We start from the raw sequence: 23029 nt of genomic DNA on the forward strand, positions 1-23029 counted from the left end.
ATGAAATGAACGAACCGATGATCCAGTTGCTGGTCCTGGCCGGAATTGCCGTTTTCCTGATCCTGCGCCTGAAAAATGTGCTGGGTACGCGTGAGGGTTTTGAGAAACCCCCTGTTCAGCAACAACCCGACACGAACAAGTCGCGTCGCGAGTTTGAGGTGATCGAAGGCGGCCCGGATCATGACATTACAGACCATGTCGCCGAAGACAGCGAACAGGCACAAACGCTGGCCGCGATGAAGCGGGTAGAACCTGAATTTTCCGTCGGCGAGTTTGTGCATGGCGCGCGCGGTGCCTATGAGATGATCGTCATGGGGTTCGAAAAGGGCAATCTGGACGAAATCCAGCCCTTCCTGTCCGAAGAAGTGTTTGACACATTCGTTTCAGTCGTGGCGGCCCGTGAAGATCAGGGTCTGACCATCGAGGCCGAGTTTGTCGGCGTGCGTGAAACCGCGCTGGCGGATACGACGTTCGACAAAGACACAAACCAAGCGGAAATCACCATGCGGTTTGTGGGTGAGCTGACCTCGGTCGTGCGCGATCGTGGTGGTGATATCATCGAAGGCAACCCAAACACCATAAAACGTCAAAAGGACAGCTGGACCTTTGCCCGAGTCATGGGCGCTGATGATCCAAACTGGCTGCTTGTTGCCACGGACGCATGATTGGCGCGCTCCGGTCGCTATTTCTGGTGGCAGTTTTGACCACTGCTGCCAGCGCTGAACCGACGCGATCAATTCTTTCTTTCGACGATCTGGATGGATGGGCTGCCGACGATCACGGGGCGGCCCTTTCGGTATTTCTGAACACTTGCGGTGATTTGAACGATCCGGATTGGCAGGCGCTGTGCAGCGTCGCCCGAACATACGACGCAGACGCGGCGCGGTCGTTTTTTGAGCTGTTCTTTCGTCCGGTTCTGGTCGAGGACGGAGAAGAGGCCCTGTTCACCGGCTATTTCGAACCTGAACTGGACGGGTCCAAAACCCGGACCGACCGGTTTAAATACCCGATTTACAAATTGCCGCCGGAGGCGCGGGCGGAAGGACTTTGGCTCAGCCGCCGTGAAATCCTGACGGGCGACGCGATGCAGGGCCGCGGCCTTGAGATCGCCTGGGTGGATGACCCGGTTGAGCTGTTTTTTCTGCAAATCCAGGGCTCGGGGCGTGTGCGCCTTCCAGACGGCAGTGGCTTGCGCGTCGGCTATGGCGGTGCAAACGGTCACCCTTATCGTTCCATCGGGACTGAGCTGATTCGTCAGGGGGCGCTGGGTGCGCATGAGGTTAGTGCCCAGATGATCCGCGCATGGGTGCGCAAAAACCCCGAAGCTGGGGCCGAGCTGCTGTTTCACAACCCCTCTTACGTGTTCTTCCGTGAAGTTTCGCGCGTTGCACCCGAGCTTGGGCCGTTGGGTGCCATGAACCGCTCGGTCACCACGATGCGCAGTATTGCGGCTGATCCGGCTCATACGCCGCTGGGTGCCCCTGTTTGGGTGGAAAAGGACGGCAAGACCCCGTTGCGAAGGTTGATGATTGCGCAGGACACTGGAGCCGCCATCAAAGGCGCGCAGCGCGCGGATATCTTCTTTGGCACGGGGGACGAGGCGGGAAAGGCGGCCGGCCGCCTCAGGGATCCGGGGCGGATGGTGTTGCTGCTGCCGATCCAGCGGGCCTATGCCTTACTACCGGATGAATTTTGATGTCCCGACGCAAATTGACGGCAGACGAGGTTGAGCTGTGGCGCAAGGTCGCCAAACAGGCTGAGCGTCTGCATCCCGAAATCCCACAATCAGTTCACCCGGTCACGCTACCCAAACCCAAACCGACCAAAACCCCAAAACCCCGGTTTGAGGCATTCGAGGTCGGACAAAACACGCCCGGTAAACCCGCGCGAAATGCACTGAAACCCTCGATCAGTGAAAATTTGCGGACCAGCCCGGTGCAAATGGACACAAAGGCGTTTGGCCGTATGAAACGCGGCAAGATCAAACCTGAAGGGAAACTGGACTTGCATGGCTTGCGCGTGGACACCGCTTATCCGGCGCTGACCCGGTTTATTCTGACCGCCCAGGCGTCAGGTAAGCGCCTTGTTCTGGTTGTCACCGGAAAGGGCAAGGACAGGGATGAACCCGGCCCAATCCCAACCCCACGCGGCGTATTGCGCAACCAGGTGCCGCAGTGGTTGGCGTTGCCGCCGCTTGCACAGGCCGTTTTGCAAGTGACTCCCGCCCACATCAGCCACGGGGGCGAAGGGGCTTATTACGTATATCTGCGGCGGACGCGTTAAAGTAGGCGCACAGCGCGCGTAATTCCGATTTTAGCCGACAGGCATACAAGAATGAAAACACCGCCGATCCACAGGAACTGCGTGCTCAGCGGTATACCGGCGTCAATCAATACCCCGGTCAGGCCGGGGCCGATCGCTGATCCTAAAACCATAACTGCTGTGGCCATCGCCTTGATCGCCCCAATGTGCCTGGTGCCGTAGAATTCAGCCCAAAAGGCGCTTGGTAGCGTGTTGTTTGCTCCGACCGTCAGGCCCAGAAAGATCATTGCGATCAGGGCCCCGCCGATTGAGCTTGTCATACCTGCGATCACAAAACCAATCGCGATCGGGATTTGGTAAAAAGGCATCAGCCTCGCGGTGCCCCATTTGTCCAGCGCCCAGCCGGCCGCAAACATCCCAATCAAGGATACGCCGGTGAAAACCGGAAACAGGGCGACCAGTTCGATATGTTCCCAGCCCTTGACTTGGGCAAGATGCACCTGATGGAAGAAAAACGCGGTGATAAAGGCCGATGGGGCCAGTATTGCTGGGGCCATGAACCAAAACAGCGGATGAAAAAGAGCGTCTTTCCGGGTCCAATGACGGCCCTGCATCCCTGTCGCTGAATACGCATCCGCCAAACTTTGCGGCGTGCGCTCCTGACGCAAAAGTCGCGTCAGAACGGGTATCCCCATCAGGACGACCACTGCGGACAACACCCACAGCCACCGCCAGTCCAGAAACGCCATCGCGGCCACAAATGCCAGCGGCAGCAGTGCCTCACCAATCGCGTAGCCGACTGATGCAATCGACAGGGCTTTGCCACGTGTAACAATGAACCATCGCGCCATGGCGACCTGTGCCAGATGGACACTCATCCCCTGTCCGAACAGGCGCAATAAAAAAACCACCAGCGGCAACAGGACAAGCCAGCTGTTCACAGCCATTGCGACCGTTGCTACGGCCAGACCGACCAATACCGCCGGCCCCAGAACTCGGACACGGAAGATATCCGTCAATCCACCGGCCCAGATCATAACGATGGCCGAAACGGTGGTGCCCAGAGAGTAAAGTCCACCCCACGCGCCGTGCCCAAGACCAAATTCCGCGCGAATGTTTCCAGCGAAGATCGAGATGAAGAAGGTCTGCCCAAAGCTGGACAGAAAGGTCAACAAAACCCCCGCGCCCAGCCAGGTCGCGTTGTCCCGAAAATATTGACGCAAGCTAAACTGCGTCACGGGGTAGTGACCTGAGCCTGCCCTGTTTCTGTCAGAACGATTTCCGTGGCACCGTCTGGATTACGCTCGCTGGGCGGCACCAGTATATCGATGCCAGGCCTGTCTTCGCGTCCGAACGTGTTATTGACGCGTCGCAACGAACTAAGGATCGACAACAGAGCCGGAGAAGTCGCCGCCACAAAATGCGAGGATTCGGCATCGCTGCTGAACGCAGTTGTGTCGATCACGTTGATCGGGAATTCCTCGAGCGACTCGAGTGAGGTGATGTTTCCCAGCCGCACACCCTCATTCGTGCCGCGCAGGCGAGCGGAAATGTTCAGGATTTTGTCCTTTTGCGAGACCATCACGATAAATGGGTCGGGCGGATTGTCGATCCGCCTCATCTGCGAGCGAAACAGATCCAGATCCAGATCGGGCGAGATCAGCACAACCCCTTCGAGGTTCCTTTTCGCCCAACCCGGTTCCTGCAGTTCCGTTTGGCGCATCATCTCCATCGTCAAAGCGCCACCCATGGAATGCGCTACCAGAATGACGCGTTTGACTCCCATGGATTTCAGTTCGCGGATTGTCTGCTCCAACCCGTCGCGGGCAAACAACATGCTGTCTAGATCATAGGCATATCCATACCCGGTCGCGCGGCTGGGCCAGGAGTAAACCAGCGTGGAGCCCGGAAGACCAATGTCATGGGTCAGCTGAGCCGCGCGGAAAATCGTTTCTGTCTGGGTCGAGTTGTAGCCATGCACGAAGATTGTAACGTCATCCTGACCGCGCAAATGATCGCGTAGCCCCTGCGGCCCATTCAGCTCGGTCAAATTTGCCAGAACGAATTCTTTCTGTGGATTTGGATTTGCATATGAGAACTTGAGCGTTCCCGGAGTGTGCGTTGGCGGGATCGATACCGTGGTGTCCAGGAATTTGAGCGACTCGCCGCGCCGAAAACCGTAGTATCCGTTCGCTTCACGCGCCCGGGTGGTGCTTACGAAGATGGTTTCGGGCGTACCGACATTCACGGCCGTAGGAACCACTTCAGTTACGGTCCGGTCGGCGCAGGCGCTTAGCGAAAAGGATAGGAACAGAATGATCAAATAGCGCAGCACAATAATACCTTCAGGGATGAATCGTGCTTACGCTATCTCATTTTGGCCCGGGGTCCAGCGGCACAACGCTGCCAAAGCGGCAAAAACCGGCTGGCGATGTTACAAAACGTAACGGCTGAGGTCGGTGGATTTGGTCAATTCGCCCAGATTGTCGTCCACGAATTGCGCATCAACCGTGATCGAAATTCCGGCCTGATCGGGCGCGGTAAAGGACAGCTCTTCGAACACGCGCTCCATCACGGTGTACAAACGACGCGCACCGATGTTTTCGACGCTTTGGTTTACGTCTGCAGCGATTCGGGCCAGTGCCGCGATTCCGTCATCGGTAAAGCTGACCGTGACCTCTTCGGTGCCCATCAAAGCGGTGTATTGACGGGTCAGCGCGTTGTCGGTCTCGGTCAGGATGCGCACGAAATCTTCTTCGGTCAGTGCGCGCAATTCCACGCGAATCGGCAGGCGGCCTTGCAGTTCCGGCAACAGGTCCGACGGTTTGGCGATATGGAACGCACCCGACGCGATGAACAGGATATGGTCGGTTTTGACCGGGCCGTGCTTGGTGGATACCGTCGTGCCTTCGATCAAAGGCAGCAGGTCGCGCTGTACCCCTTCGCGGCTGACATCGCCGCCCCGCGCGTCTGTACGGGCGCAAACCTTGTCGATCTCATCCAGGAACACGATGCCGTTCTGTTCAACGGATTCCAACGCGATGCGGTTAACGATCTCATCATCCAGCAGCTTGTCAGCCTCTTCCCCGATCAGTGCTTCATAGCTTTCCGAGACGGTCATTTTGCGTTTCACGGTACGCCCGCCAAAGGCCTTGCCGAAGATATCGCCCAGATTCATCATCCCCATCTGGCTACCGGGCTGGCCGGGAATATCGAACATTGGCATCGGGTTCGACGAGTCGGACAGCTCCAGCTCGATCTCTGTATCATCCAGCTCGCCCGCTTTCAGCTTTTTGCGGAACATCTCGCGCGTGCCTTCGCGGGCATCGGTGCCTGCGATGGCTTCGATCACGCGCTCTTCGGCGGCCTGATGGGCTTTGGCTTTGACATCCTCGCGCATGAATTCGCGCGTCTGCAGGATGGCGGCATCTGCCAGATCGCGCACGATCTGTTCCACATCACGACCGACATAGCCCACTTCGGTAAACTTGGTCGCCTCGACCTTAATGAAGGGCGCGCGGGCCAGTTTGGCCAGACGGCGGCTGATCTCGGTTTTGCCGACACCGGTGGGGCCGATCATCAGGATGTTCTTCGGATAGACCTCGTCCCGGATGTCGTCGGCCAACTGCTTGCGCCGCCAGCGGTTGCGCAGCGCAACGGCCACTGCGCGTTTGGCATCCTTCTGCCCGATGATGAAACGGTCCAGTTCCGAGACGATCTCGCGCGGGGTCAGGTCGGTCATGTGAGTTCTATCCAATTGTTTCGCACCGGAACCTAATCATAAGCCACAAAAACACAAGCTGATCACGAAAAACTCACGCCAACACACGGTCTGCACACGGAAAATCGTGGTGTTGTGAATCGCCAGACAGAAAATTGCTGCGCATAGTCTGCGGCGACGGGCAAGTTCGCCTGCACTTTGAAATGGAGACCCAAATCATGATGACTCGTCGTTCGCTCTTTTTGAATGCCGCTGCAACGGGCGCCGCCCTGACTCTGGCCAGTGCCAATGTCGCCGCCGCCGGCGGTGCCAAGAAAAAGGGCACATTCGAGGGCCGCTCGAAACACATCACCACCGGTTCGGTCAAAGTGGTCAAGGATGGCGAGCGTTATGTCGTTGAGCTGGGCGATGATTTTTCGCTAGATGGTGGCCCCGACCCGCGCGTGGCCTTCGGCAAGGATGGCACCTATGATCCGAACTCGAAGCTGGGCGCGCTGCTGAACCTGAAGGGCAAGCAGTCTTACGCCGTACCGCCGACCATGGATATCTCGGGCTATAACGAAGTTTACATCTGGTGTGACGTTGCCGGCGTTCCGCTGGGCGTTGCAGCGCTTTCGTAACCCAACGACGAATTGCGCCCGGAGGCCGGTAATTACCGGCCTCTGACAAGGCGTTAGGTGCCATAGCGCCTGTCTGCTACACTCACTTCAAGGGACCAGTTCCGAGGTGTGTATCATGACGAAGATTGCCAAGATTACGTTATTGTTCGTGGTATTTGTGGATCTGATCGGACAAGGGCTGGTCTTTCCCATCATCAACTCTTTGATCATGGAAACAAAATCCGGGTTCCTGCCGGAAAGCACATCTATGGGTCAGCGCCATTTCTACTATGGGCTGGTGATCGGGTGTTTCTTTCTGTCCTGGTTTTTGGGTGTGGTCTATGTCTCGAAAGTGTCGGACTCCATCGGGCGCAAGAATGCCTTGTTGGTGTGTTTAGGTGGGGCGCTGGCCGGTTATGCCATCACCATCACGGCACTCTATCTCAACAGTTTGCTTCTGCTGATCGTTGGTCGGTCGATCACAGGCTTTACGGCGGGCAATCAGCCCATTGCGCAAGCGGCGATGATCGACGGCAGTACCGATGCCACCGACCGCGACCGCAACATGGGGTACATCATCACCGGCGTCAGCTTTGGCCTGGTCGGCGGCCCGATTATCGGAGCTGTTCTGTCCGACGCGGCGATACTGGGCAGCTATGCCACGCTCAAGATGCCGTTCTACGGCGCATTTGTTCTGGTGATGATCGCCATCTTCCTGGTGAGTTTTTTCTTCAAGGACACCCGAACCGAACGCGCGGCATTCGTTTTTCGCCCGCGCGATATCACCGATTGCCTGGTCGCAGTGCGCGAGCATCCGTTGGTTCTGAAAATCCTGCCCGTCTATGCGCTGTTCATGATTGCCAATGTCACGTTCTACGTATTCGTCGATAATTTCCTGACCAGTGCATGGGGCTACGGCGTGATCGGTGGCAGCATGGCAATGGTGGTCATCGGCTTTGCTTTGGCGTTTTCCAGCACATTCCTTGTGAAACCAGCGCAAGAGAGGTTCAGCAAGCATTCCATCATCCATACCTCATTGGTGGTGATGGTGATCTGCGGCTTTGGCTTCGCCTTCAGCCCCAGCGGCGTATTGAGCTATGTGCCTGTCTTCTTCTTCTACTTCTTCTTCGGCGTCGCTTACCCGACCCTGCTGGGCCTGTTTTCATCCAGCGTCGGAGAGGCGGATCAGGGCTGGGTCATGGGGGTCACAACGGCGGTCTTCTGCCTTGCCGGTGGTGTCATGTCTCTGGTCGGCGGCGGATTGATGAGTATCGATATCCGCCTGCCCTATTACATCGTTATCGCAACCGCCCTGCTTGGGCTGGTCGGCATGTACCGGCGCTGGAAAGGCAAAGAGATCTCGGCGCTGTTGGCCTAGATCGTCTCAACCGTTAGCTTGCCGTTTGTATAAACGCAAATGTCTGCGGCAATCGCCATGGCTTCGCGCGCGACCTCTTCGGCCGTTTTGTCGCTTTCCATCAGCGCCCGCGCTGCAGCCAGGGCAAAGTTTCCGCCCGATCCGATGGCGGCCACGTTGTGTTCGGGTTCCAGCACATCCCCTGCGCCGGTGATGACCAACAAATCATTGCCATCGGTGACGATCAGCATCGCCTCAAGCTTTTGCAGGTATTTGTCGGTGCGCCAGTCCTTGGCCAATTCAACGGATGCCCGGGCCAGTTGGCCGGGTGTCGCTTCCAGTTTTGCCTCTAGCCGTTCAAGCAGCGTAAAAGCATCAGCGGTCGATCCGGCAAACCCGGCGACAACTTCGAACCCACCCGGCGACAAGCGACGCACTTTGCGCGCGGTGCCTTTGATCACGGTCTGGCCCAGGCTGACCTGTCCGTCCCCGGCAATAACGACTTGCCCGTCTTTTTTGACACCAATGATCGTGGTCCCGTGCCATCCGGGAAAATCGCTGTCCGCCATGAAAGCCTCCGTGTTCTCAGTCGCTATATATGGGCCGGGCGCGGGATCGGCGCAACCCGTTGCACAACTGCCCAAAAGATATGCACAAAACGCAAACCGGGGTTACCAGACCAGCAATTGTGAGTCCCCGCGCTTGGGACTACATGAGGCTCACAACCGACAACGGGTCGGCTGTTTCAGATATTAGGACTGGGAACATGGCAACAACTGCAAACATCCATGCCCCACTCGGAGCAGCTACCATCCTGCACGTAGTGGATGCATTCATCAATGTCTTCGAATCCGCTGTTGAGTGGAACGAAAGCCGCAAGACACGCAAGATCCTGTCGGGTCTGACCAACGCACAGCTGGAAGACATCGGTCTGGTGCGCGCAGACATCGCAAAAATCTGATCCCGCTATCAGAACCAGAATTTGAAGCAGCCGCCCGGGTATCCGAGCGGCTTTTTCATTGTCAGCTTTGCACGTATTTACCAGCCTGATCCGGCAAAAACGCCTCGATCGCGGCTGAGGCGATGACATGGCGCGTGCCAGCGGCGTCATCCACAACATCCAACCCACCCTTGACGGCCCGCACTTCGGCGCGGCCCCTTGGCAGATCGGCGGCGACCTTGTCACAGTCAACCTCATCGGGTTGTTGAACGGCGATGGTCACCTGAACCCGCATCTCCGTGTGATCGATTCCAAGCTTGGAAAACAGCGTGATCGACGAATGATGCAGAGCGTCCTGCACGGCACGACACGCCGCCTTGGTGTACAGATCGTTGCCGGTGCCCATTTCCAGAATAATACGCTTCTCGGTCATTGGGCGGGCTCCATGTCGAATGAGACGATGACCGCCGCATTGGCGATCACAGTGCGGCCATCGGTATGGGGTTTGTCGATATCCAGACCACCCTGCGTTACCGTGATGTTGGGCTGGCCGTACGGAAAGATCGCCTTCAGCGTATCGGTATTGACCTTGTCGGGTTGTTGCACGCCCACCTCGGCGTCAATGATCATCGCCTCTTTCGGAAACCCGAACAGCTCGGCCATGTTCACCGAGTTATGCCACAGCGCGTCTTTGATCGCCCGCAGCGCGGCTTCGGTATAATCCTCGCGCCGCAGGGACGTGCCCATCCCGAATTCCGCCAGAACCCGTGTTTTTGCCATTTGCGTCGCCTTCATTTGGTGGCCCGGTTGGGCCGTTCACAAAAAAAGGGCGCCCAAATTCGGACGCCCCTGATCAATTCTGATCACACCGGATCAGATGGATTCGTCGATCCAGCTTTGCAGTGCGGCTTTGGGGGCCGCACCTGCGCGGTTCGACACAACCTGACCGTCCTTGAAGATGAACAGCGCCGGAATGCCGCGCACACCCATGGCGGCAGCGGCGTTCGGGTTGCTGTCCACGTCTACCTTGGCAATTTTAATCTTGCCGCCGTATTCGTTGGCCAGCTCTTCCAGAGCGGGGCCGATCTGTTTACAGGGGCCGCACCATTCGGCCCAGAAATCCACCACAACGGGGACATCAGAGTTTTTGACTTCGGCGTCAAAGGTATCGTCGGTAACGGCAACGGTCGACATATTCTGTCTCCTGAATGGGGTATCTCGGGAACAGAACGTAGGGGCCGGGCAATCCAAGGTCAAGATATCTGGGTGCGCGACAGGGCGTGCGTCACAAGATCGTGTGGCAGCCACATCAGATCTGCCGTTCTGGTCCACAGGATCGCAGTGCGGATTTCGTGGTTCGGATAGACCTGCGACAAGGCGTTGGCATACGCTCCCATCTGCCGCAAAAGCCCCTCGGGGCATGCCTCAGCACTGTCGGGAACCGTTGCATTTGTTTTGAAATCAATGACCTGAACCTCGGTATCGGTGACGATCAACCGGTCGATCACCCCGTGCATGCGGCGTCCGTTCAGGTTGGCTGTCACGGGCACCTCAGCCAAGGCGTCGGCGGCAAAGACAGGCCGAAGAAGCGCCGCAGTCAAAACGTCGCATGCCTCGTCCAGCAGCTCTTGCCGTTCCGCACCCTGCATATCGGGCAGAACCCGCGCGCAAAGCTGCGGCCAGTCTTCCCGCGCGACCGAAGGCAAGTGTTCCAGCAGTAGGTGCAATCGTGTGCCGCGCAACTTTGCCGCCTCTTCGTCCTGACCTGCATCGCCGGGCAAAGCCTTGGCGCCCCCCAGATCGGAAGGGCTGAGCGTCTCCGCTTCAGGCTCCGGTGGTGTGGCGGGCGACAGGAACGGGGCTGGCAGGTCCGTCACCGCCACAGCGGTCCCTGTGGCTTCGACAATCGGCGATGCACCCCAATCCCCGTGCGACAATCGCAGAGATTCTGAGCCGGGCAGTGCCACCGCCCCTGCCCGTTCCATCGCGGCCTGAACCATCTGATACCAGCTGGTCCCATCCTTACCGACATCGCCGGCAGCCGCCACGATTAACCACTTTTCAGCTCGAGTTAGAGCCACGTAGAGCAAGCGAAGCCGCTCATTTTCTTCTCGCGTTCGGGCTTCGTCGCGCGCACGCGCAATCAACGCCGGGGACGCGTCAGCCGGAACTTTCCAAAGCGGCGCTCCATCCGCCACCATGATCGCCGCATCGCGGGGTGCTTGCCGTTTGCCCGTATCCGGCAGGATCACAATCGGCGCCTCCAACCCCTTGGAGCCATGCACGGTCATCACCCGGATCATGTTGCCCACACCGCTCATCTGCCGTTTGATTTCCAGATCGTCGGTCTGCATCCACACCAGAAATCCAGTCAGGCTGGGGATATCCGTGCGCTCATAGGCCAGCGCCTGCGACAGCAACGCGTTGATCCCGTCTTCAGCCTCGGCCCCCAACCTGCCCAGCAATTTGCGCCGCCCGTCGTGGCGGGTCAGGATACGTTCAATCAGATCGTAGGGGCGCAGAAAGTCGATCTGCCCGCGCAGGTCGTTCAGAACGGCCAATGTTTCAGGGTACTCTTCGGCGCGTTGACGCAGAGCCGCCCAAAGGAACTGTTCTTTGCGCCGATGTGCCAAGTCGAATAATTGTTGTTCGCCCCACCCGAACAGCGGCGATTTCAGAACTGTGGCAAGCGACAGGCTATCCTCGGGCGTGGCCAGAAAGTTTAGCAGCGCGGCCAGATCTTTGACCGCCAATTCCGCACCGACTTTCAACCGGTCCGCCCCGGCGATCGGCAGATCAGCGGCTTTGCAGGCCCGAATGATTTCGGCAAACAGGTCCGAACGGCGCTGAACAAGGATCAGAAAATCGCCCGGCTGAACCTTCCGCCGTACAAATGTGCCGGGCGTTTCGCCATCCTCAGGGATCGTTTCACCCTGTTCGATCATTGCCTTGATCGACTGCGCCACCTTCTCGGCCAGAATGACAGTGTGATGCCGCGCGCCGGGCCGATCTACCGGATCGGTCCAGTTAGTATCGTCATCGTCTTCGACCTTTTCGACCACGGGCCACAGATCTACCCGGCCCGGCAGATCCGCCTTGAACGCGCGGTGTTGGCTTTCCTTATGAAACCCGGCCTCAGCGCGGTTTTCAAACAGGATGTCGACCAAGGACAAGATCGCACTGGAGGATCGGAATGAATATTCCAGCGTGGAATCCCACAATTTAGAGTCTGATTCAGAGAGCTTCCGCCCAAACTCTTGCTGCATCAGATCGAATGCCTGCGGATCGGCGCCTTGGAAGGAGTAGATCGACTGCTTTTTGTCACCGACCACGAAAATCGTGCGTTCAACTCCGGATCGGGCCCCTTCCCCGCTGGTAAATTCCTGCGCCAGTTTTTCGACCACATCCCACTGATCGGGGCTGGTATCCTGCGCCTCGTCCACCAGTATGTGGTCAATACCGCCATCCAGTCGGTACAACACCCATTCGGCAACCGCCGGATCATTCAGCACCTGCCGCGCACGTAAGATCAGATCGTCAAAATCTAACCATCCGCGCAGTTGCTTGCGCCGCTCATATTCCGGCAAAAACGCCGTCGCGAAGCGATGCAGCACCATTGTCTTGCGCGCGGCCACCAGTGCCAGCCGATGTTCGCGCGCGGCCTCCACCCGCAACATCAACGCTTCGAGCTGGGGCATCTGACCCACCAGCGCCCCTTCGCGCAGGGCTTTGGTCGGGAAACTGTTGATTTTGGCTGCAAAGGGTTCTTTGGCGGATTTTCCGGTCAGAAGCACGCTTTCCAAAATAGGTAAGCTGCTAACCCGAGCCTCGGTAAATGCTGCCAGCTTATCGGCCGCCTTGGCGTTATTGCCGCCGCTTTCGGAAAGCACCGGCAGAATCGACCGGATCAATTCTACTTCGCCGCCCAGAAACACACGTCCTATTAAAGCGTCTTCATCGAACCCGTCGGCCAGTTCAAACCGTTGCAGCACATCGGCCCATTCCAGCGGCTGTGCAAACAGGTTGCGTTTTTGGGTGATGGCTGTGGTAAGCTTGTCGAACCCGGTATCCGTGACAAACCGGGCGACATCTTCGATCAGATTCGCCTGCGGACCTGCGGCAAAATCCTCGACAATCTCTTCGCGCAATAGGGCTGCTGCGCGATCTTCCATCTCTGAGAATTGCGGGCTGACACCGGCCTCAAGAGGGAAACGTCGCAGCAGTGAGGCGCAGAACGAGTGGATTGTCTGGATCTTCAGGCCACCAGGTGTTTCGATGGCGCGCGCAAATAGGGTTCTGGCCTGCGCGAGCCTGTCTGAGTCGATCTCGCCAGGTACGCCCAGATCGGTCAGTTGGGACATCAGACCGGCATCATCCTTCATTGCCCATTGTCCGAGGCGATCAAACAACCGGTTCTGCATCTCGCTGGCGGCGGCCTTGGTGTATGTCAGACAAAGGATATGCTGTGGCTGCACACCGCCCAACAACAAACGCGCCACCCGATCAGTCAGAACCCGCGTTTTCCCCGACCCCGCGTTGGCCGCCAACCAGGTTGAGGCATCCGGCCGCGCGGCCTGTACCTGCCGTTCGGTTGCGTCGTTGCGGGCGCTCATGTCAGGTCCTCAGGTATTGTTTCATCCGTGCGGTCCCATTCACCGAACCGAGCTAGTTGGTCGTAGTCACCCACATCCGAATCCTTGTGCAACATTCGACGGGATGAAAACCCCTGATCAGGCTCTAAATAGGCAGAGACCAGCTCTTTGAGCTCGGCCAGAACTTTGTCTGGAGGCTCATTCGCCAGCGGTGCGGGTACTTCTTTGTAAGTGCCGCCCATGCCAATGAAAATCGCCTCGGCCACGGGTGAAGGGTCGAAACCGTCGATACCGCCCTCTTCGGCCATCGCGGCTTCGATCAGCAACTGTTTGTCGAACTTGGATTGCTGGCTTTCCGTTGGGGGCGTCCCTGTCTTGTAGTCAACTATCCGTAATGCACCGCGCTTGTTGCGATCTATCCTGTCGGCGCGCCCCACGATGGTGAAATCCAGGGGCGACAGCACAAGTTTCACCGCCGCCTCGAAGGCGACTGGCCCCCCGTCCCCTCGTCGCGCGATTTCCGCGGCCAGAAAATCATCTGCGATGCGTTCCAACCGCGCAAGCCACAGCTTACGCGCTGTGGGCCACGCAACATGTTGATCCAACAAGGTTTCCGCACGTTTCAAAAAGTTTTCGCGGGTCAACAAGGCGGTGTCCAGAACACTGTCTTTGACGAAATGTTCCAGAATTTCGTGGATCACGATCCCGCGCAACAAGGCATCCGGCGCTTGCACCAAACGGTCCAGCGGTTTCAGGCGCAGCACATGTTTGGCGTAAATCGTATAAGGATCGCGGATCAGCCGTTTGATTTCCGTCACGCTCAACCGGTTCGGGCGCGATGCCACTGGCGGCCGCGGAGATGGGCGCGTTGCCGGTTCGATATGCGGCGCGACTTCAAGCTGTTCCGCCCATTGCAGCCATTGCCGGCCTTTGTTCCGCATTTCTGACAGTGCCTCAGGCCCGCCCTGCCCCGGCAAGCCGTGCAGCAGGTTCGTAAGGCGGTTCAGCCAGCGTGATGGAACGGTTTCTGCGTCGTCGGACCGCTTGGCGCGGGTCAGCCAGACCTCGGGCGCGCCGATGGCTTGCTGAAAGTCATGTGCCGACAGCCCGATCCGCCGTTCGGGCAGCAAAAGCCCGGCCTTGTCGCGCATCTGGCGGTTCAGCCAAGGGTCTGGCGCGGCAGCCTCGGGCCAGCTGCCTTCGTTTAGGCCGCCTAAGATAAGCAGGTCTGCCCCTTGCACGCGCGCCTCGAGCGTACCCCAGATCATGATGTGCGGATGCGGGGCGTCGCGATCCCGGACCTCTTCGCCCGCGAGCAAAGCACCCAACAGGTCGGCAAAGTCATGGGCGGTCATCGTGCCGCCGTGCCGCGCTTCATCTTCAAGAGCGCTCAGGACCCCCTGTGCCTTTTGGCCTGCGTTCTTGTCCCAGAGTGTGCCTGCTTCCCCAGACGCGCCGGCCGAAATCGCTTCGGCCAAGACGCGCAGCCTGGCAACCCAATCCGTCAATGGAAGTTGGCCTGCCATCTGTTGATCGCAGAAATGGGAGTTTAGCCAACGTACCCAGTCCTCGGGCACCTCTTTGCGTATGGCGAAGGTAGTCAGGCTGACGCTGTCCGGGAAAGGTGGACCGTGCCGACGCAAATCCAGTTCAAGGTCCCGCGTGTGCAGCAAATGCGCGCCGCGCTCGCCACCATCATGACACAGTGGGTGTTTCAGAAGGGTCAGCAATGCCTCGCCATCCAGACGCCGTGCGAAAAGCCCCGCCACGTGACGCAGAAACCGGCCGGGCGGCGATAGTTGCAGCGGCAGACCAGCGCTGTCATCGGGAAGGATGTTCCAGCGATCCAAAGCAGCGCTGACTTGGCGGGTCAGCATCCGGTCAGGTGTGATCAGCGCGGCGGTTTGGCCGGTTTCGGCTGCCTGGCGCAGGCGCAGCGCGATGGCCAGCGCCTCGGACCGGGGCGATTGCGCCTCGACCAGTGTCAGGTCCTTTGTGGCTCCATCCAGATCGGTCAGTTGCGGGCCTTCGGACATCCAGGCATCCGTGATCGGCGCTGGGCGTAAAGCCAGCGAAACCAAACGGTTGCGAGCAGGCGAGGGTGGTTGATCACCCGTCCAAGGCATGATCTGGTCGGGCTCCAAGCCAAGCTGTGACATCAGCTTGCGGAACCGGTACTGCGGGTGATCTTCCGATGTCAGCGCATCGTCCAGCCCGCGCCAAACGCGGTCGGGCTGATCGAAATCATACCCTGGCAGGATCAATGCGCCTTGCGGCAGGCGCGCGACCGCCTCCATCAGCATCAACGTGGTTCCGCGTGACCCGGTTGACCCGGCAAGGATAACCGGATGCTGCGGCGGAGCAATTTGCCAGCGTTTGATCAGGTTTTCCACCACAAGCCGTTGTCGGGCCTGAACATCCAGCGCGTCATGGCCCGAATTGATGAAGTGATCGGCAATCCCGATGAACGCCTGCGCACGGGCCCAATGCCCAGACATGTCGCTGACGTCCAATTGCCGGATCGCGTCGGGCGAAACGCCTTCGCCCTGCATCTCGTCAATCAGTGCGACCAGACTGTCGGAAAGGTCAAAAAGTGAGGATCGTGCAGCAAGATCTGGCTGTTGTTCCAACAGTTTGGATATCAATTGCGTCAACTCCAACCTGCGCCGCAGAGGTGGAATCGCCGGAGGTATTTGCGCAAGATCGACGCTTTCCCCCAGATCGGTAACCAGTGACAGGCGCGGCAACAGGCAAGCCGGGCCAAGGTCAAACAGGTCGCGGACTCGCCGGGCCATACGCCTTGTGTTGACAACCAGCTGATTCTTAGCCAGCGCTTCGGGAGGATGGCCAGCGGAGCGCTCGTGCAGCCCCTGAACCAGCATTTTCGGGAAGTCCGAACCGGGCGGAACGGCAAAAACGCGCGGAGCTGGGCTGGGTTCAAACATCGGCAATCAGCCCCTCGGCGAGAGTAATCCCTTCGGGGTGGCCGACATCGCACCAGCGACCGGGATAGGTGAGAGCAAACAGACGATCCTGCCGCTGCAACCGGTCCCATAGCACGTTAAGTGAGAACGCTTTCTCAGGGATATCCATCAACCCTTCGGGTTTCATGATCTGCGCACCGCCATAGATTAAACTACCGCCGCGCACGATCCGTCCGTTTTCATCTGCTGTGAAATCGCCTTTGCCCGTGTGCCCGACAGTCTGATCCACCGGTACACACATCAACAGCGCGTCCATGTGATCGGGATTCCACGCCTCGCGGAGCATCGTCAATGGGTTCGGTCCTGACCAGATCGCGTCTGGGTTCAGGGTGTAAACCGGCTGCGATCCAAGCAGGGGCAAAGCGGCGCGTATGCCGCCGCCAGTCTCAAGAATCTCCGGCGTTTCATGGGAAAGCAGAACACCTTTTGGGGCTAGATGAGCTTCAAGCTGATCTGGCAGATAGTGCAGGTTGGCCACGATACGCTTGGGTTGCAGGTCATTCACCAGATCCAACGCGTGGTCTATCAATGGTCGACCGGCGACCTCGATCAGCGGTTTGGGTCGATTTTGGGTCAACGCGCCCATACGGGTGCCAAACCCGGCTGCAAACAGCATGACGGCTTCGGGGTCTTGGGTCATTTCTGTCGGAGCCTGTCCAGATTTTCAGGGGTGGGTGCAGGCAGGGAGTCGCGCAGCAGGTCTGCGACAGCAACCAGTGCGGGATGTTCCAGATCCCGCATCACATGCGCCCAGGTTGGCGGGATCAGATCGACATAGCTGGGCTTGCCGTATTCGGTTGCCAGCCGGGCAAAGACGCCCAAAATGCGCAGGTTTCGCTGTGCACCCAGAACAGCGTAGGCAGTGCGAAAGTCATGATCATTCACCCCGGTCGCGGCGATATAGCGGTTCACCATTTGCATCTCAGTTCCAAGTGACACATCACGACGCACGTCCTGCAACAACGATACCAGATCATAGGCCGGATGGCCCAGCATAGCGGTTTGAAAGTCCAACAGACCGGCGCGCTGAACCCCGTCGCGATCCGGCAACCAGATCAGGTTTTCGGCGTGGTAATCGCGCAGCACGACAACTTTGGACCCCGAAGTTTCCCTGTGCAGAATGTCCGAGAACCGGTTTTCGAAACGGTTACGCGCATCGGCGTCGTGCGTGCCCTGCACGGCTTGCGCGTATTTGGTAAAGGACAACGCGGCCAGCTCGGTCATCAAACTCGGATCATAGGATGGCAAAGACAGGCTTGGCGCGTTGTGCAGGTCAATCAGAACATCCGTTGCGACCTCATAAAGCTCGCGCTCCATGCCGGGAGTCTGCGCAAGCACGCGCGCGAAGAGGTCGTCGCCAAGGTCTTCGAGCAGCAGGAAGCCGTAATGCGTGTCCTCGGCATAAATCTCGGGCGCGCTCAGACCAAGGGACCGCAGGTAATCGGCCATGTGGGCAAAATTTTCGACATTTTCCGCCTTGCCCGGAGGTGAATCCATCAACACCGCAGTCTTTCCAGTTTCCGGATCGGTCAGCCGCTCGTACCGGCGGTTCGAGGCATCCCCGGCCAGCGGCGCGTGCTTTGCATTTGACCATTTGGTCTGCGCAATCAACGCTTCGGCCAATACAGCGCGATTAGTCATGCCGGAATCCTTAGCTTCACGGGCCATTTTGGGTCTGACCACGAAACGGTCAAATGGCGAATATCTGTCATGCTTGGGTCTGTTTCAAAAGACAGCTTTGCTGCGGAGTCTGGCATCAGCGGGCCCAATTTATCCGGCCATTCAATCAGACAGATTGCTGCTTCGAAAGCCTCGGTCAGGCCCAGTTCTTCGACCTCCTCAACCGCGCTTAGGCGATACAGATCGCAGTGCCAGATTTCCCCGGCTGGCGTGTCATAAGCCTGAACCAACGTGAAAGTCGGTGAAGGTACATCTTCGGGCTCAATCATCAGCGATTGGATCAGGCTGCGGGCAAAATGGGTCTTTCCGCTGCCGATCTCGCCCTCAAGCAACAAGATGTCTCCAGATCTCAAGTCTGCACCGAGGCGGGCAGCGAATTCTGCTGTTTCCTCGGGCGAATTCAAAGTGATCGTGCAGGGCGAATTGGTCATGGCGCCACAATGGCCTTGCGCCCGGTTGGCTGCAACCCGGTTCAGGCGCTGATTTGCTGGGCCTCTTGCCGCATCAGCGCATCCCGATCCACCGAGAAACGAATAATGGTGGCCCCGTTCTGCATCGGACTGACAGTGCACAACACCTGGATACCGTTTCGCAGATAGATCACGCCCGACCATTCCGCTCGATTTTCCCGCGCCTCTACAAAATCGCGAATTTCGCCAAGGATCGGCGTCGCGGTGCAATGTTCCTGCCAGCTTTTGGTCACCTCACGAACGGAGTCCGCATCAAAGCCTGCGTCGCCCGTATCACCCCAAAGCTGTTGGTAGGCGAAATTGGTAAAAGCCAGTGTACCATCGTCGCTGAAGACGGCGATGGCGTCGGCCAGTTTGTCCAGAATGGATTGCATCAGATCCATTTCTGACCGGAACCGGCGGGTCAGAGTGATCTCGGCCGTGATGTCCTCAATCAAAAAGGCAACCGCTCCGTCCGGGTGCGGGCGGCCACTTACCGAATAAACCGAGCCGGAGGGCAGGGACCATGTTTCTTGATAATTCCCGTCTTCCGCCGCTTCGAGAAGGTCGTTCATCTGACTGCGCCAGCTGCGGTAATTCTTGGGCTCGGGCATCATGTGCTGATCCCGCAGGCGATCGAAAAAGCTGGACAGGCTGGGGCGGCAGCTTAGGAAATCCGGGGGCAGGGTGGTCAGGTCGATCAGGGCCGGATTGAACAGTGCCAGCTGACGGTTACGGTCAAAAATAGCCAGCCCGATGGGCAATTGCGCAAAGGTCTTGGTCATGGTCTGAACGAATTTGCGCTGCGCCATCTCCGCTTCGACGATTGCGTTGATGTCCACGGCATAAGACAAGTGCCCTTCGGGGTGATCTACCAACGTCAGATCGAACCACAGCTTGTTTTCACTGAACGCCGAAGAAATTGAGACCCGCGCCTTTGCGCTTAGCCGTTGGTCGACATCGGGGATCGGAAACAGTGGTGCGGTCAGGTCCGTGTCCTGATCCCGCACTTTGCGCACCAGAGAAACATAGGCGGCATTGCACCAGCGCACATCGCCCTGATGATCCAACAACCAGACAGGGTAGGGCGCTTTTTCCATGGCAAGGCGGTTTGGATCATTTGATGCGCTTTGAGGTATCGAGGGGCAATCGGTACGGTCGCGCAGCTGAACGCGTACAATGCCGTCTATCCATTCGCACAGAACATCGCGTTCAACCGTGCAATCGATGGCCGGAATGACCAAATTGCCTTCACGCCGGATCCGGTCAGGTGTTTCGGGGAATGTCGGAAAATCCCTGTGTAGCAGTCGGCACAGATCGGCCCAGTCGCGGACCTGCTCGAACCCTTCCAATGCGATGTCCGAGTGACTGATAAGCCGGTCACCATCAAACAGAAAGGCCGCATCAAACAAAGAGGCAGGTGAGGACAGGCCAAAGTTGTCCCCCCGTTCCCGCCCGCGGGGCAACAGCCACTGCACGGCAAGGCTTGCGGAAACAAGGCCGATGATGGCCAGAATGATCCAGTCGACCATGCGCCCTCCGGTGCGCGAAACCAAGAAGCGGTACTATGCGCCTCAATGGTTAACGGGGTCTTAACCAATGTTAGCCCGTGTCAGATCAGGTTTGGAAACGCTGGTTTACACCCGAAGGCACAGGCGTATCACCGGTTTGCGCATCCACAAGGTTACGGGGCCAGGTCACCTTGACGATCGCGCCCCGGCGTTCGGGGTTATCCGACAGGGTTTGGTATGGGTCCGATCCGTTGGCGAAATCCAGCTCTGCTCCGCTGCGTTCAAGCAGCGTTTTGGCAATGAAAAGACCCAGACCCATGCCTTCATATTCCGGACGGGTCCTTTTGTCGGTCTCACTGCGGCGGCGGCGCATGAAGGGATCGCCGATCCGGCCGATCATCTGCGACGGATATCCACGACCGTCATCCATGATGCTGACGGTGATTTGTTTGGTCGACCACTCCGCCTCGACCCAGACATTTCCGCGCGAAAAATCCACCGCGTTCTGGATCAGATTGCGCAGGCCGTGAATAATCTCGGGCTTGCGCAGGATCGAGGGCTGCTGCACATCGCCATCCTCGGCCGGACCTTCGAAGAAATGAACGGTCTTCCCACGGTTGATATGCGGCTCGGCCGCTTCGTGCACCACGGTCGAAAGCGGGGCTTGACGCAGATGCAGGTCGTCTTTTCCGGCCCTGCCCATATCCCGCAGGATATCGCGGCAACGGTTCGCCTGCTCGCGGATCAGGGCGGCGTCCTCGATAAGGTCGGGTCGGTCATCCAATTCCTCTATCAACTCGGAGCTCGCCAGTTTGATCGTTGCCAAAGGCGTCCCCAGCTCATGCGCGGCGGCAGCTACCACGCCCCCCAGATCGGTCAGCTTCTGTTCGCGCGCAAGCGCCATATGGGTGGCAGCCAGCGCTTCGGACATGGACTGCACCTCTGAACTGACGCGATGCGAATACGCGCCAAGAAAGACAATTGCGATGACGATTGCGGCCCAGTTTCCGAACAGTAGAATATCTGGGATGTCCAGTTCCGCCCCCAGTGCGGTGCGCAAAGGCAGGTGGAATTCAGCCAGAAGCGTTGTCAGGGCAATGGCAACGCCGCCGATTATCAGGGTTGACCGGGTGCTCATGACGCTCGCGGAAATCGTGACAGGCCCCACCAGCAACAGCGCAAACGGGTTGTTCAGCCCGCCTGTAAGGTACAGCAAAATGGTCAGCTGCAGCAGGTCGAACAGCACCATCAGGAAGTTCTCGAACTCGGACAGGCGCTTGTTGCGGGGAAACAGCAGAATTGCAGTCAGATTCCCCATGACCGAGACGCCAATCGCCAGATAGCAAAGCGTTGCGTCCAGCTGGATGTCATAAGTTTGCTGCGCGACGGTGATCGCCGTGATCTGGCCGAAAATGGCCACCCAGCGCAACAGGATCAGGGTGCGCAGCCGAATCCAGCTGCTGCGTTCCTGACCGCGCCATAATGTGATGTTGGAATTTGCCATCGGTCGATTATGTCCTGTTGCATCGGCTGAACTTCTTGATAGGTGTCCCGGCCGAAACGATCAACAACCCCTCTTATGTCAGGATTGATGTCATGGTCCGTCTTTATGCCATCCTCGCAACCGTTGTTCTTGCCGTGGGCCTGGGGGCCATGTGGCTGCTGACGCGCGGTGCCGGATCAGATGACAAGTTCGCACAATGCCGGACCAGTCAGATTGCTGGCGGAACGGCGGCCATCGGCGGGCCATTTGAACTGCTCAACGGCAAGGGCGAAACGGTCACCGACACCGATGTTATCACCGAGCCGACGCTGGTTTATTTCGGCTATACCTTCTGCCCCGACGTCTGCCCGTTCGATATGTCCCGCAATGCTGAGGCCGTGGACCTTCTTGCCGAGCGTGGCCAGTCCGTGACGCCCTTGTTTATTTCAATTGACCCGGATCGCGATACGACCGAAGTGATGGCCGATTATGCCTTTAACTTGGGCGGCAAGACCATCGCGCTGACCGGCACGCCCGAGCAGGTCAAGGCCGCCAGCAAGGCCTACAAAACTTACTACAAGGCCCATGACAAAAGCGATGAGTACTATCTGGTAGACCACTCGACCTTTACCTATCTTGTCACGCCCGAGGATGGGTTCATCGAATTCTTCAACCGGGACGACACCGCCGAGCAGATGGCCGACAAGGTTGGGTGTTTCCTCGACAAAATCTAGAAAACGACGGGTTGTTTGACCTTTGGGATGGCGCTGCTATTACTCATGGTTAAGCCAAAGGCGTGAAATAGCGGAAAGAACAGAATATGGCGGACAGCTCTGACCTCGACATCGGCCCCGATAAAACGCTGCTTTTGGTGGACGATGACGAACCGTTTCTGAGACGTCTGGCAAAAGCGATGGAAAAACGCGGGTTCGAGGTTGAAACCGCAGGTTCCGTCGCTGCAGGCCGCGCCATTTCCACCGCTCGCCCGCCCGCCTATGCGGTCGTTGATCTGCGGCTTGAGGATGGCAACGGTCTGGATGTGGTCGAAGTTCTGCGCGAAAAGCGCCCCGACAGCCGGGTTGTGGTTCTGACCGGATACGGTGCGATTGCCACCGCCGTGGCTGCGGTCAAGATCGGCGCCACGGATTACCTGTCGAAACCCGCCGACGCCACCGACATCACCAACGCGCTGCTGGCCAAGGGCGACGAACTGCCCCCACCACCAGAAAACCCCATGAGCGCGGATCGCGTGCGCTGGGAGCATATCCAGCGTGTCTATGAGCTGTGCGACCGGAACGTTTCCGAGACCGCACGGCGCCTGAACATGCACCGTCGGACATTGCAGCGGATATTGGCGAAGCGCAGTCCGCGTTAAATCTCTTCTGGCCGGACCAAAGCGGACCTTTGCTTCGCTCTGGACGTGGAGACAGAAACAAGCGCACTATTTCGGG

22 protein-coding genes are annotated in these 23029 nt (G+C 58.3%); 8 read left to right on the forward strand and 14 right to left on the reverse strand.

The window, feature by feature from the left end:
* Window positions 1-5: 5 nt before the first annotated feature.
* Genes DS906_RS16430 through DS906_RS16440 form a run of 3 tightly spaced genes read left to right on the forward strand, consistent with a single transcriptional unit; the run spans window position 6 to window position 2283 of the window.
* Window positions 6-665 carry a Tim44/TimA family putative adaptor protein gene (locus tag DS906_RS16430; protein ID WP_113791174.1) on the forward strand — a complete coding sequence of 220 codons (660 nt, stop codon included), beginning with the start codon at window positions 6-8 and terminating at the stop codon, window positions 663-665.
* Complete coding sequence (locus tag DS906_RS16435; RefSeq protein WP_113791175.1) at window positions 662-1696, forward strand: murein transglycosylase A; 1035 nt, start codon at window positions 662-664, stop codon at window positions 1694-1696. Before DS906_RS16430 ends, DS906_RS16435 begins: the two co-directional genes overlap by 4 nt.
* Entirely contained in the window at window positions 1696-2283 is a 588-nt protein-coding gene (locus tag DS906_RS16440; RefSeq protein ID WP_113791176.1) for a Smr/MutS family protein, read from the forward strand. Before DS906_RS16435 ends, DS906_RS16440 begins: the two co-directional genes overlap by 1 nt.
* On the opposite strand, the gene DS906_RS16445 is transcribed toward DS906_RS16440, so the two are convergent.
* The 3 genes from DS906_RS16445 to hslU form a co-directional block, all read right to left on the reverse strand.
* On the reverse strand, window positions 2280-3500 hold the full coding sequence (locus DS906_RS16445) for an MFS transporter (protein WP_113791177.1): 1221 nt from the start codon (window positions 3498-3500) through the stop codon (window positions 2280-2282). The two genes, DS906_RS16440 and DS906_RS16445, sit on opposite strands and share 4 nt — an antisense overlap.
* Window positions 3497-4597 carry an alpha/beta hydrolase gene (locus DS906_RS16450; RefSeq protein ID WP_113791178.1) on the reverse strand — a complete coding sequence of 367 codons (1101 nt, stop codon included), beginning with the start codon at window positions 4595-4597 and terminating at the stop codon, window positions 3497-3499. The genes DS906_RS16445 and DS906_RS16450 overlap by 4 nt, the downstream gene beginning before the upstream one ends.
* Window positions 4598-4696: 99 nt before the next feature.
* A complete protein-coding gene (gene hslU / locus DS906_RS16455; RefSeq protein ID WP_113791179.1) occupies window positions 4697-6004 on the reverse strand; it encodes an ATP-dependent protease ATPase subunit HslU in 1308 nt (435 codons plus the stop codon).
* A gap of 197 nt (window positions 6005-6201) precedes the next feature.
* Here hslU and DS906_RS16460 point away from each other — a divergent pair, with 197 nt between their 5' ends.
* Window positions 6202-6603, forward strand: a complete 402-nt coding sequence (locus DS906_RS16460) for a DM13 domain-containing protein (RefSeq protein ID WP_113791246.1) — start codon at window positions 6202-6204, stop codon at window positions 6601-6603.
* A 115-nt stretch (window positions 6604-6718) separates the two neighbouring features.
* Window positions 6719-7960, forward strand: coding sequence for an MFS transporter (locus DS906_RS16465; protein ID WP_113791180.1), 1242 nt, complete (start codon window positions 6719-6721; stop codon window positions 7958-7960).
* Here DS906_RS16465 and hslV read toward each other — a convergent pair.
* Window positions 7957-8508, reverse strand: a complete 552-nt coding sequence (gene hslV, locus DS906_RS16470; RefSeq protein WP_113791181.1) for an ATP-dependent protease subunit HslV — start codon at window positions 8506-8508, stop codon at window positions 7957-7959. The genes DS906_RS16465 and hslV overlap by 4 nt on opposite strands.
* 197 nt (window positions 8509-8705) lie before the next feature.
* Here hslV and DS906_RS16475 point away from each other — a divergent pair, with 197 nt between their 5' ends.
* A complete protein-coding gene (locus DS906_RS16475; protein ID WP_109313874.1) occupies window positions 8706-8900 on the forward strand; it encodes a DUF1127 domain-containing protein in 195 nt (64 codons plus the stop codon).
* A gap of 61 nt (window positions 8901-8961) precedes the next feature.
* Here the strand turns inward: DS906_RS16475 and DS906_RS16480 are convergent, their stop codons facing one another.
* From DS906_RS16480 to regB, 10 genes are all read right to left on the reverse strand, one after another.
* Entirely contained in the window at window positions 8962-9312 is a 351-nt protein-coding gene (locus tag DS906_RS16480; RefSeq protein WP_113791182.1) for a Lin0512 family protein, read from the reverse strand.
* On the reverse strand, window positions 9309-9659 hold the full coding sequence (locus tag DS906_RS16485) for a Lin0512 family protein (RefSeq protein WP_113791247.1): 351 nt from the start codon (window positions 9657-9659) through the stop codon (window positions 9309-9311). The genes DS906_RS16480 and DS906_RS16485 overlap by 4 nt, the downstream gene beginning before the upstream one ends.
* Window positions 9660-9752: 93 nt before the next feature.
* The gene (gene trxA / locus DS906_RS16490; protein ID WP_058275159.1) at window positions 9753-10073 is read right to left on the reverse strand and encodes a thioredoxin; all 321 of its coding nucleotides are present in this window, start codon (window positions 10071-10073) and stop codon (window positions 9753-9755) included.
* Between the two features lie 59 nt (window positions 10074-10132).
* Entirely contained in the window at window positions 10133-13492 is a 3360-nt protein-coding gene (addA, locus tag DS906_RS16495; protein ID WP_113791183.1) for a double-strand break repair helicase AddA, read from the reverse strand.
* Window positions 13489-16416 (reverse strand): double-strand break repair protein AddB, encoded by a 2928-nt coding sequence (addB, locus tag DS906_RS16500; RefSeq protein ID WP_113791184.1) that lies wholly within the window; start codon window positions 16414-16416, stop codon window positions 13489-13491. Before addB ends, addA begins: the two co-directional genes overlap by 4 nt.
* Window positions 16409-17095 carry a nucleotidyltransferase family protein gene (locus tag DS906_RS16505; RefSeq protein ID WP_113791185.1) on the reverse strand — a complete coding sequence of 229 codons (687 nt, stop codon included), beginning with the start codon at window positions 17093-17095 and terminating at the stop codon, window positions 16409-16411. The genes addB and DS906_RS16505 overlap by 8 nt, the downstream gene beginning before the upstream one ends.
* Window positions 17092-18096: an aminoglycoside phosphotransferase family protein gene (locus tag DS906_RS16510; RefSeq protein ID WP_113791186.1), complete on the reverse strand. Its 1005-nt coding sequence runs from the start codon at window positions 18094-18096 to the stop codon at window positions 17092-17094. The genes DS906_RS16505 and DS906_RS16510 overlap by 4 nt, the downstream gene beginning before the upstream one ends.
* The gene (tsaE, locus tag DS906_RS16515) at window positions 18093-18566 is read right to left on the reverse strand and encodes a tRNA (adenosine(37)-N6)-threonylcarbamoyltransferase complex ATPase subunit type 1 TsaE (RefSeq protein ID WP_113791187.1); all 474 of its coding nucleotides are present in this window, start codon (window positions 18564-18566) and stop codon (window positions 18093-18095) included. Before tsaE ends, DS906_RS16510 begins: the two co-directional genes overlap by 4 nt.
* Window positions 18567-18607: 41 nt before the next feature.
* On the reverse strand, window positions 18608-20116 hold the full coding sequence (locus DS906_RS16520; RefSeq protein WP_113791188.1) for a PAS-domain containing protein: 1509 nt from the start codon (window positions 20114-20116) through the stop codon (window positions 18608-18610).
* 85 nt (window positions 20117-20201) lie between these two features.
* A complete protein-coding gene (gene regB / locus DS906_RS16525) occupies window positions 20202-21599 on the reverse strand; it encodes a sensor histidine kinase RegB (RefSeq protein WP_113791189.1) in 1398 nt (465 codons plus the stop codon).
* Window positions 21600-21691: 92 nt separating this feature from the next.
* On the opposite strand from regB, the gene DS906_RS16530 reads away from it, so the two are divergent.
* Entirely contained in the window at window positions 21692-22312 is a 621-nt protein-coding gene (locus DS906_RS16530; RefSeq protein WP_113791190.1) for an SCO family protein, read from the forward strand.
* An 86-nt stretch (window positions 22313-22398) separates the two neighbouring features.
* Window positions 22399-22953 carry an ActR/PrrA/RegA family redox response regulator transcription factor gene (locus tag DS906_RS16535; RefSeq protein ID WP_058275167.1) on the forward strand — a complete coding sequence of 185 codons (555 nt, stop codon included), beginning with the start codon at window positions 22399-22401 and terminating at the stop codon, window positions 22951-22953.
* The last annotated feature ends 76 nt before the right edge of the window (window positions 22954-23029 follow it).

It is taken from the genome of Ruegeria sp. A3M17, assembly GCF_003318255.1.
Classification (GTDB): domain Bacteria; phylum Pseudomonadota; class Alphaproteobacteria; order Rhodobacterales; family Rhodobacteraceae; genus Ruegeria.

Excerpts from the sequence above, each read along its gene's own strand:
- DS906_RS16430 (WP_113791174.1), top strand. The coding sequence starts at position 6 with ATGAACGAACCGATGATCCAGTTGCTGGTCCTGGCCGGAATTGCCGTT.
- DS906_RS16435 (WP_113791175.1), top strand. The coding sequence starts at position 662 with ATGATTGGCGCGCTCCGGTCGCTATTTCTGGTGGCAGTTTTGACCACT.
- DS906_RS16440 (WP_113791176.1), top strand. The coding sequence starts at position 1,696 with ATGTCCCGACGCAAATTGACGGCAGACGAGGTTGAGCTGTGGCGCAAG.
- hslU (WP_113791179.1), bottom strand. The coding sequence starts at position 6,004 with ATGACCGACCTGACCCCGCGCGAGATCGTCTCGGAACTGGACCGTTTC.
- DS906_RS16460 (WP_113791246.1), top strand. The coding sequence starts at position 6,202 with ATGATGACTCGTCGTTCGCTCTTTTTGAATGCCGCTGCAACGGGCGCC.
- DS906_RS16465 (WP_113791180.1), top strand. The coding sequence starts at position 6,719 with ATGACGAAGATTGCCAAGATTACGTTATTGTTCGTGGTATTTGTGGAT.
- hslV (WP_113791181.1), bottom strand. The coding sequence starts at position 8,508 with ATGGCGGACAGCGATTTTCCCGGATGGCACGGGACCACGATCATTGGT.
- DS906_RS16475 (WP_109313874.1), top strand. The coding sequence starts at position 8,706 with ATGGCAACAACTGCAAACATCCATGCCCCACTCGGAGCAGCTACCATC.
- DS906_RS16480 (WP_113791182.1), bottom strand. The coding sequence starts at position 9,312 with ATGACCGAGAAGCGTATTATTCTGGAAATGGGCACCGGCAACGATCTG.
- DS906_RS16485 (WP_113791247.1), bottom strand. The coding sequence starts at position 9,659 with ATGGCAAAAACACGGGTTCTGGCGGAATTCGGGATGGGCACGTCCCTG.
- trxA (WP_058275159.1), bottom strand. The coding sequence starts at position 10,073 with ATGTCGACCGTTGCCGTTACCGACGATACCTTTGACGCCGAAGTCAAA.
- addA (WP_113791183.1), bottom strand. The coding sequence starts at position 13,492 with ATGAGCGCCCGCAACGACGCAACCGAACGGCAGGTACAGGCCGCGCGG.
- addB (WP_113791184.1), bottom strand. The coding sequence starts at position 16,416 with ATGTTTGAACCCAGCCCAGCTCCGCGCGTTTTTGCCGTTCCGCCCGGT.
- DS906_RS16505 (WP_113791185.1), bottom strand. The coding sequence starts at position 17,095 with ATGACCCAAGACCCCGAAGCCGTCATGCTGTTTGCAGCCGGGTTTGGC.
- DS906_RS16510 (WP_113791186.1), bottom strand. The coding sequence starts at position 18,096 with ATGACTAATCGCGCTGTATTGGCCGAAGCGTTGATTGCGCAGACCAAA.
- tsaE (WP_113791187.1), bottom strand. The coding sequence starts at position 18,566 with ATGACCAATTCGCCCTGCACGATCACTTTGAATTCGCCCGAGGAAACA.
- DS906_RS16520 (WP_113791188.1), bottom strand. The coding sequence starts at position 20,116 with ATGGTCGACTGGATCATTCTGGCCATCATCGGCCTTGTTTCCGCAAGC.
- regB (WP_113791189.1), bottom strand. The coding sequence starts at position 21,599 with ATGGCAAATTCCAACATCACATTATGGCGCGGTCAGGAACGCAGCAGC.
- DS906_RS16530 (WP_113791190.1), top strand. The coding sequence starts at position 21,692 with ATGGTCCGTCTTTATGCCATCCTCGCAACCGTTGTTCTTGCCGTGGGC.
- DS906_RS16535 (WP_058275167.1), top strand. The coding sequence starts at position 22,399 with ATGGCGGACAGCTCTGACCTCGACATCGGCCCCGATAAAACGCTGCTT.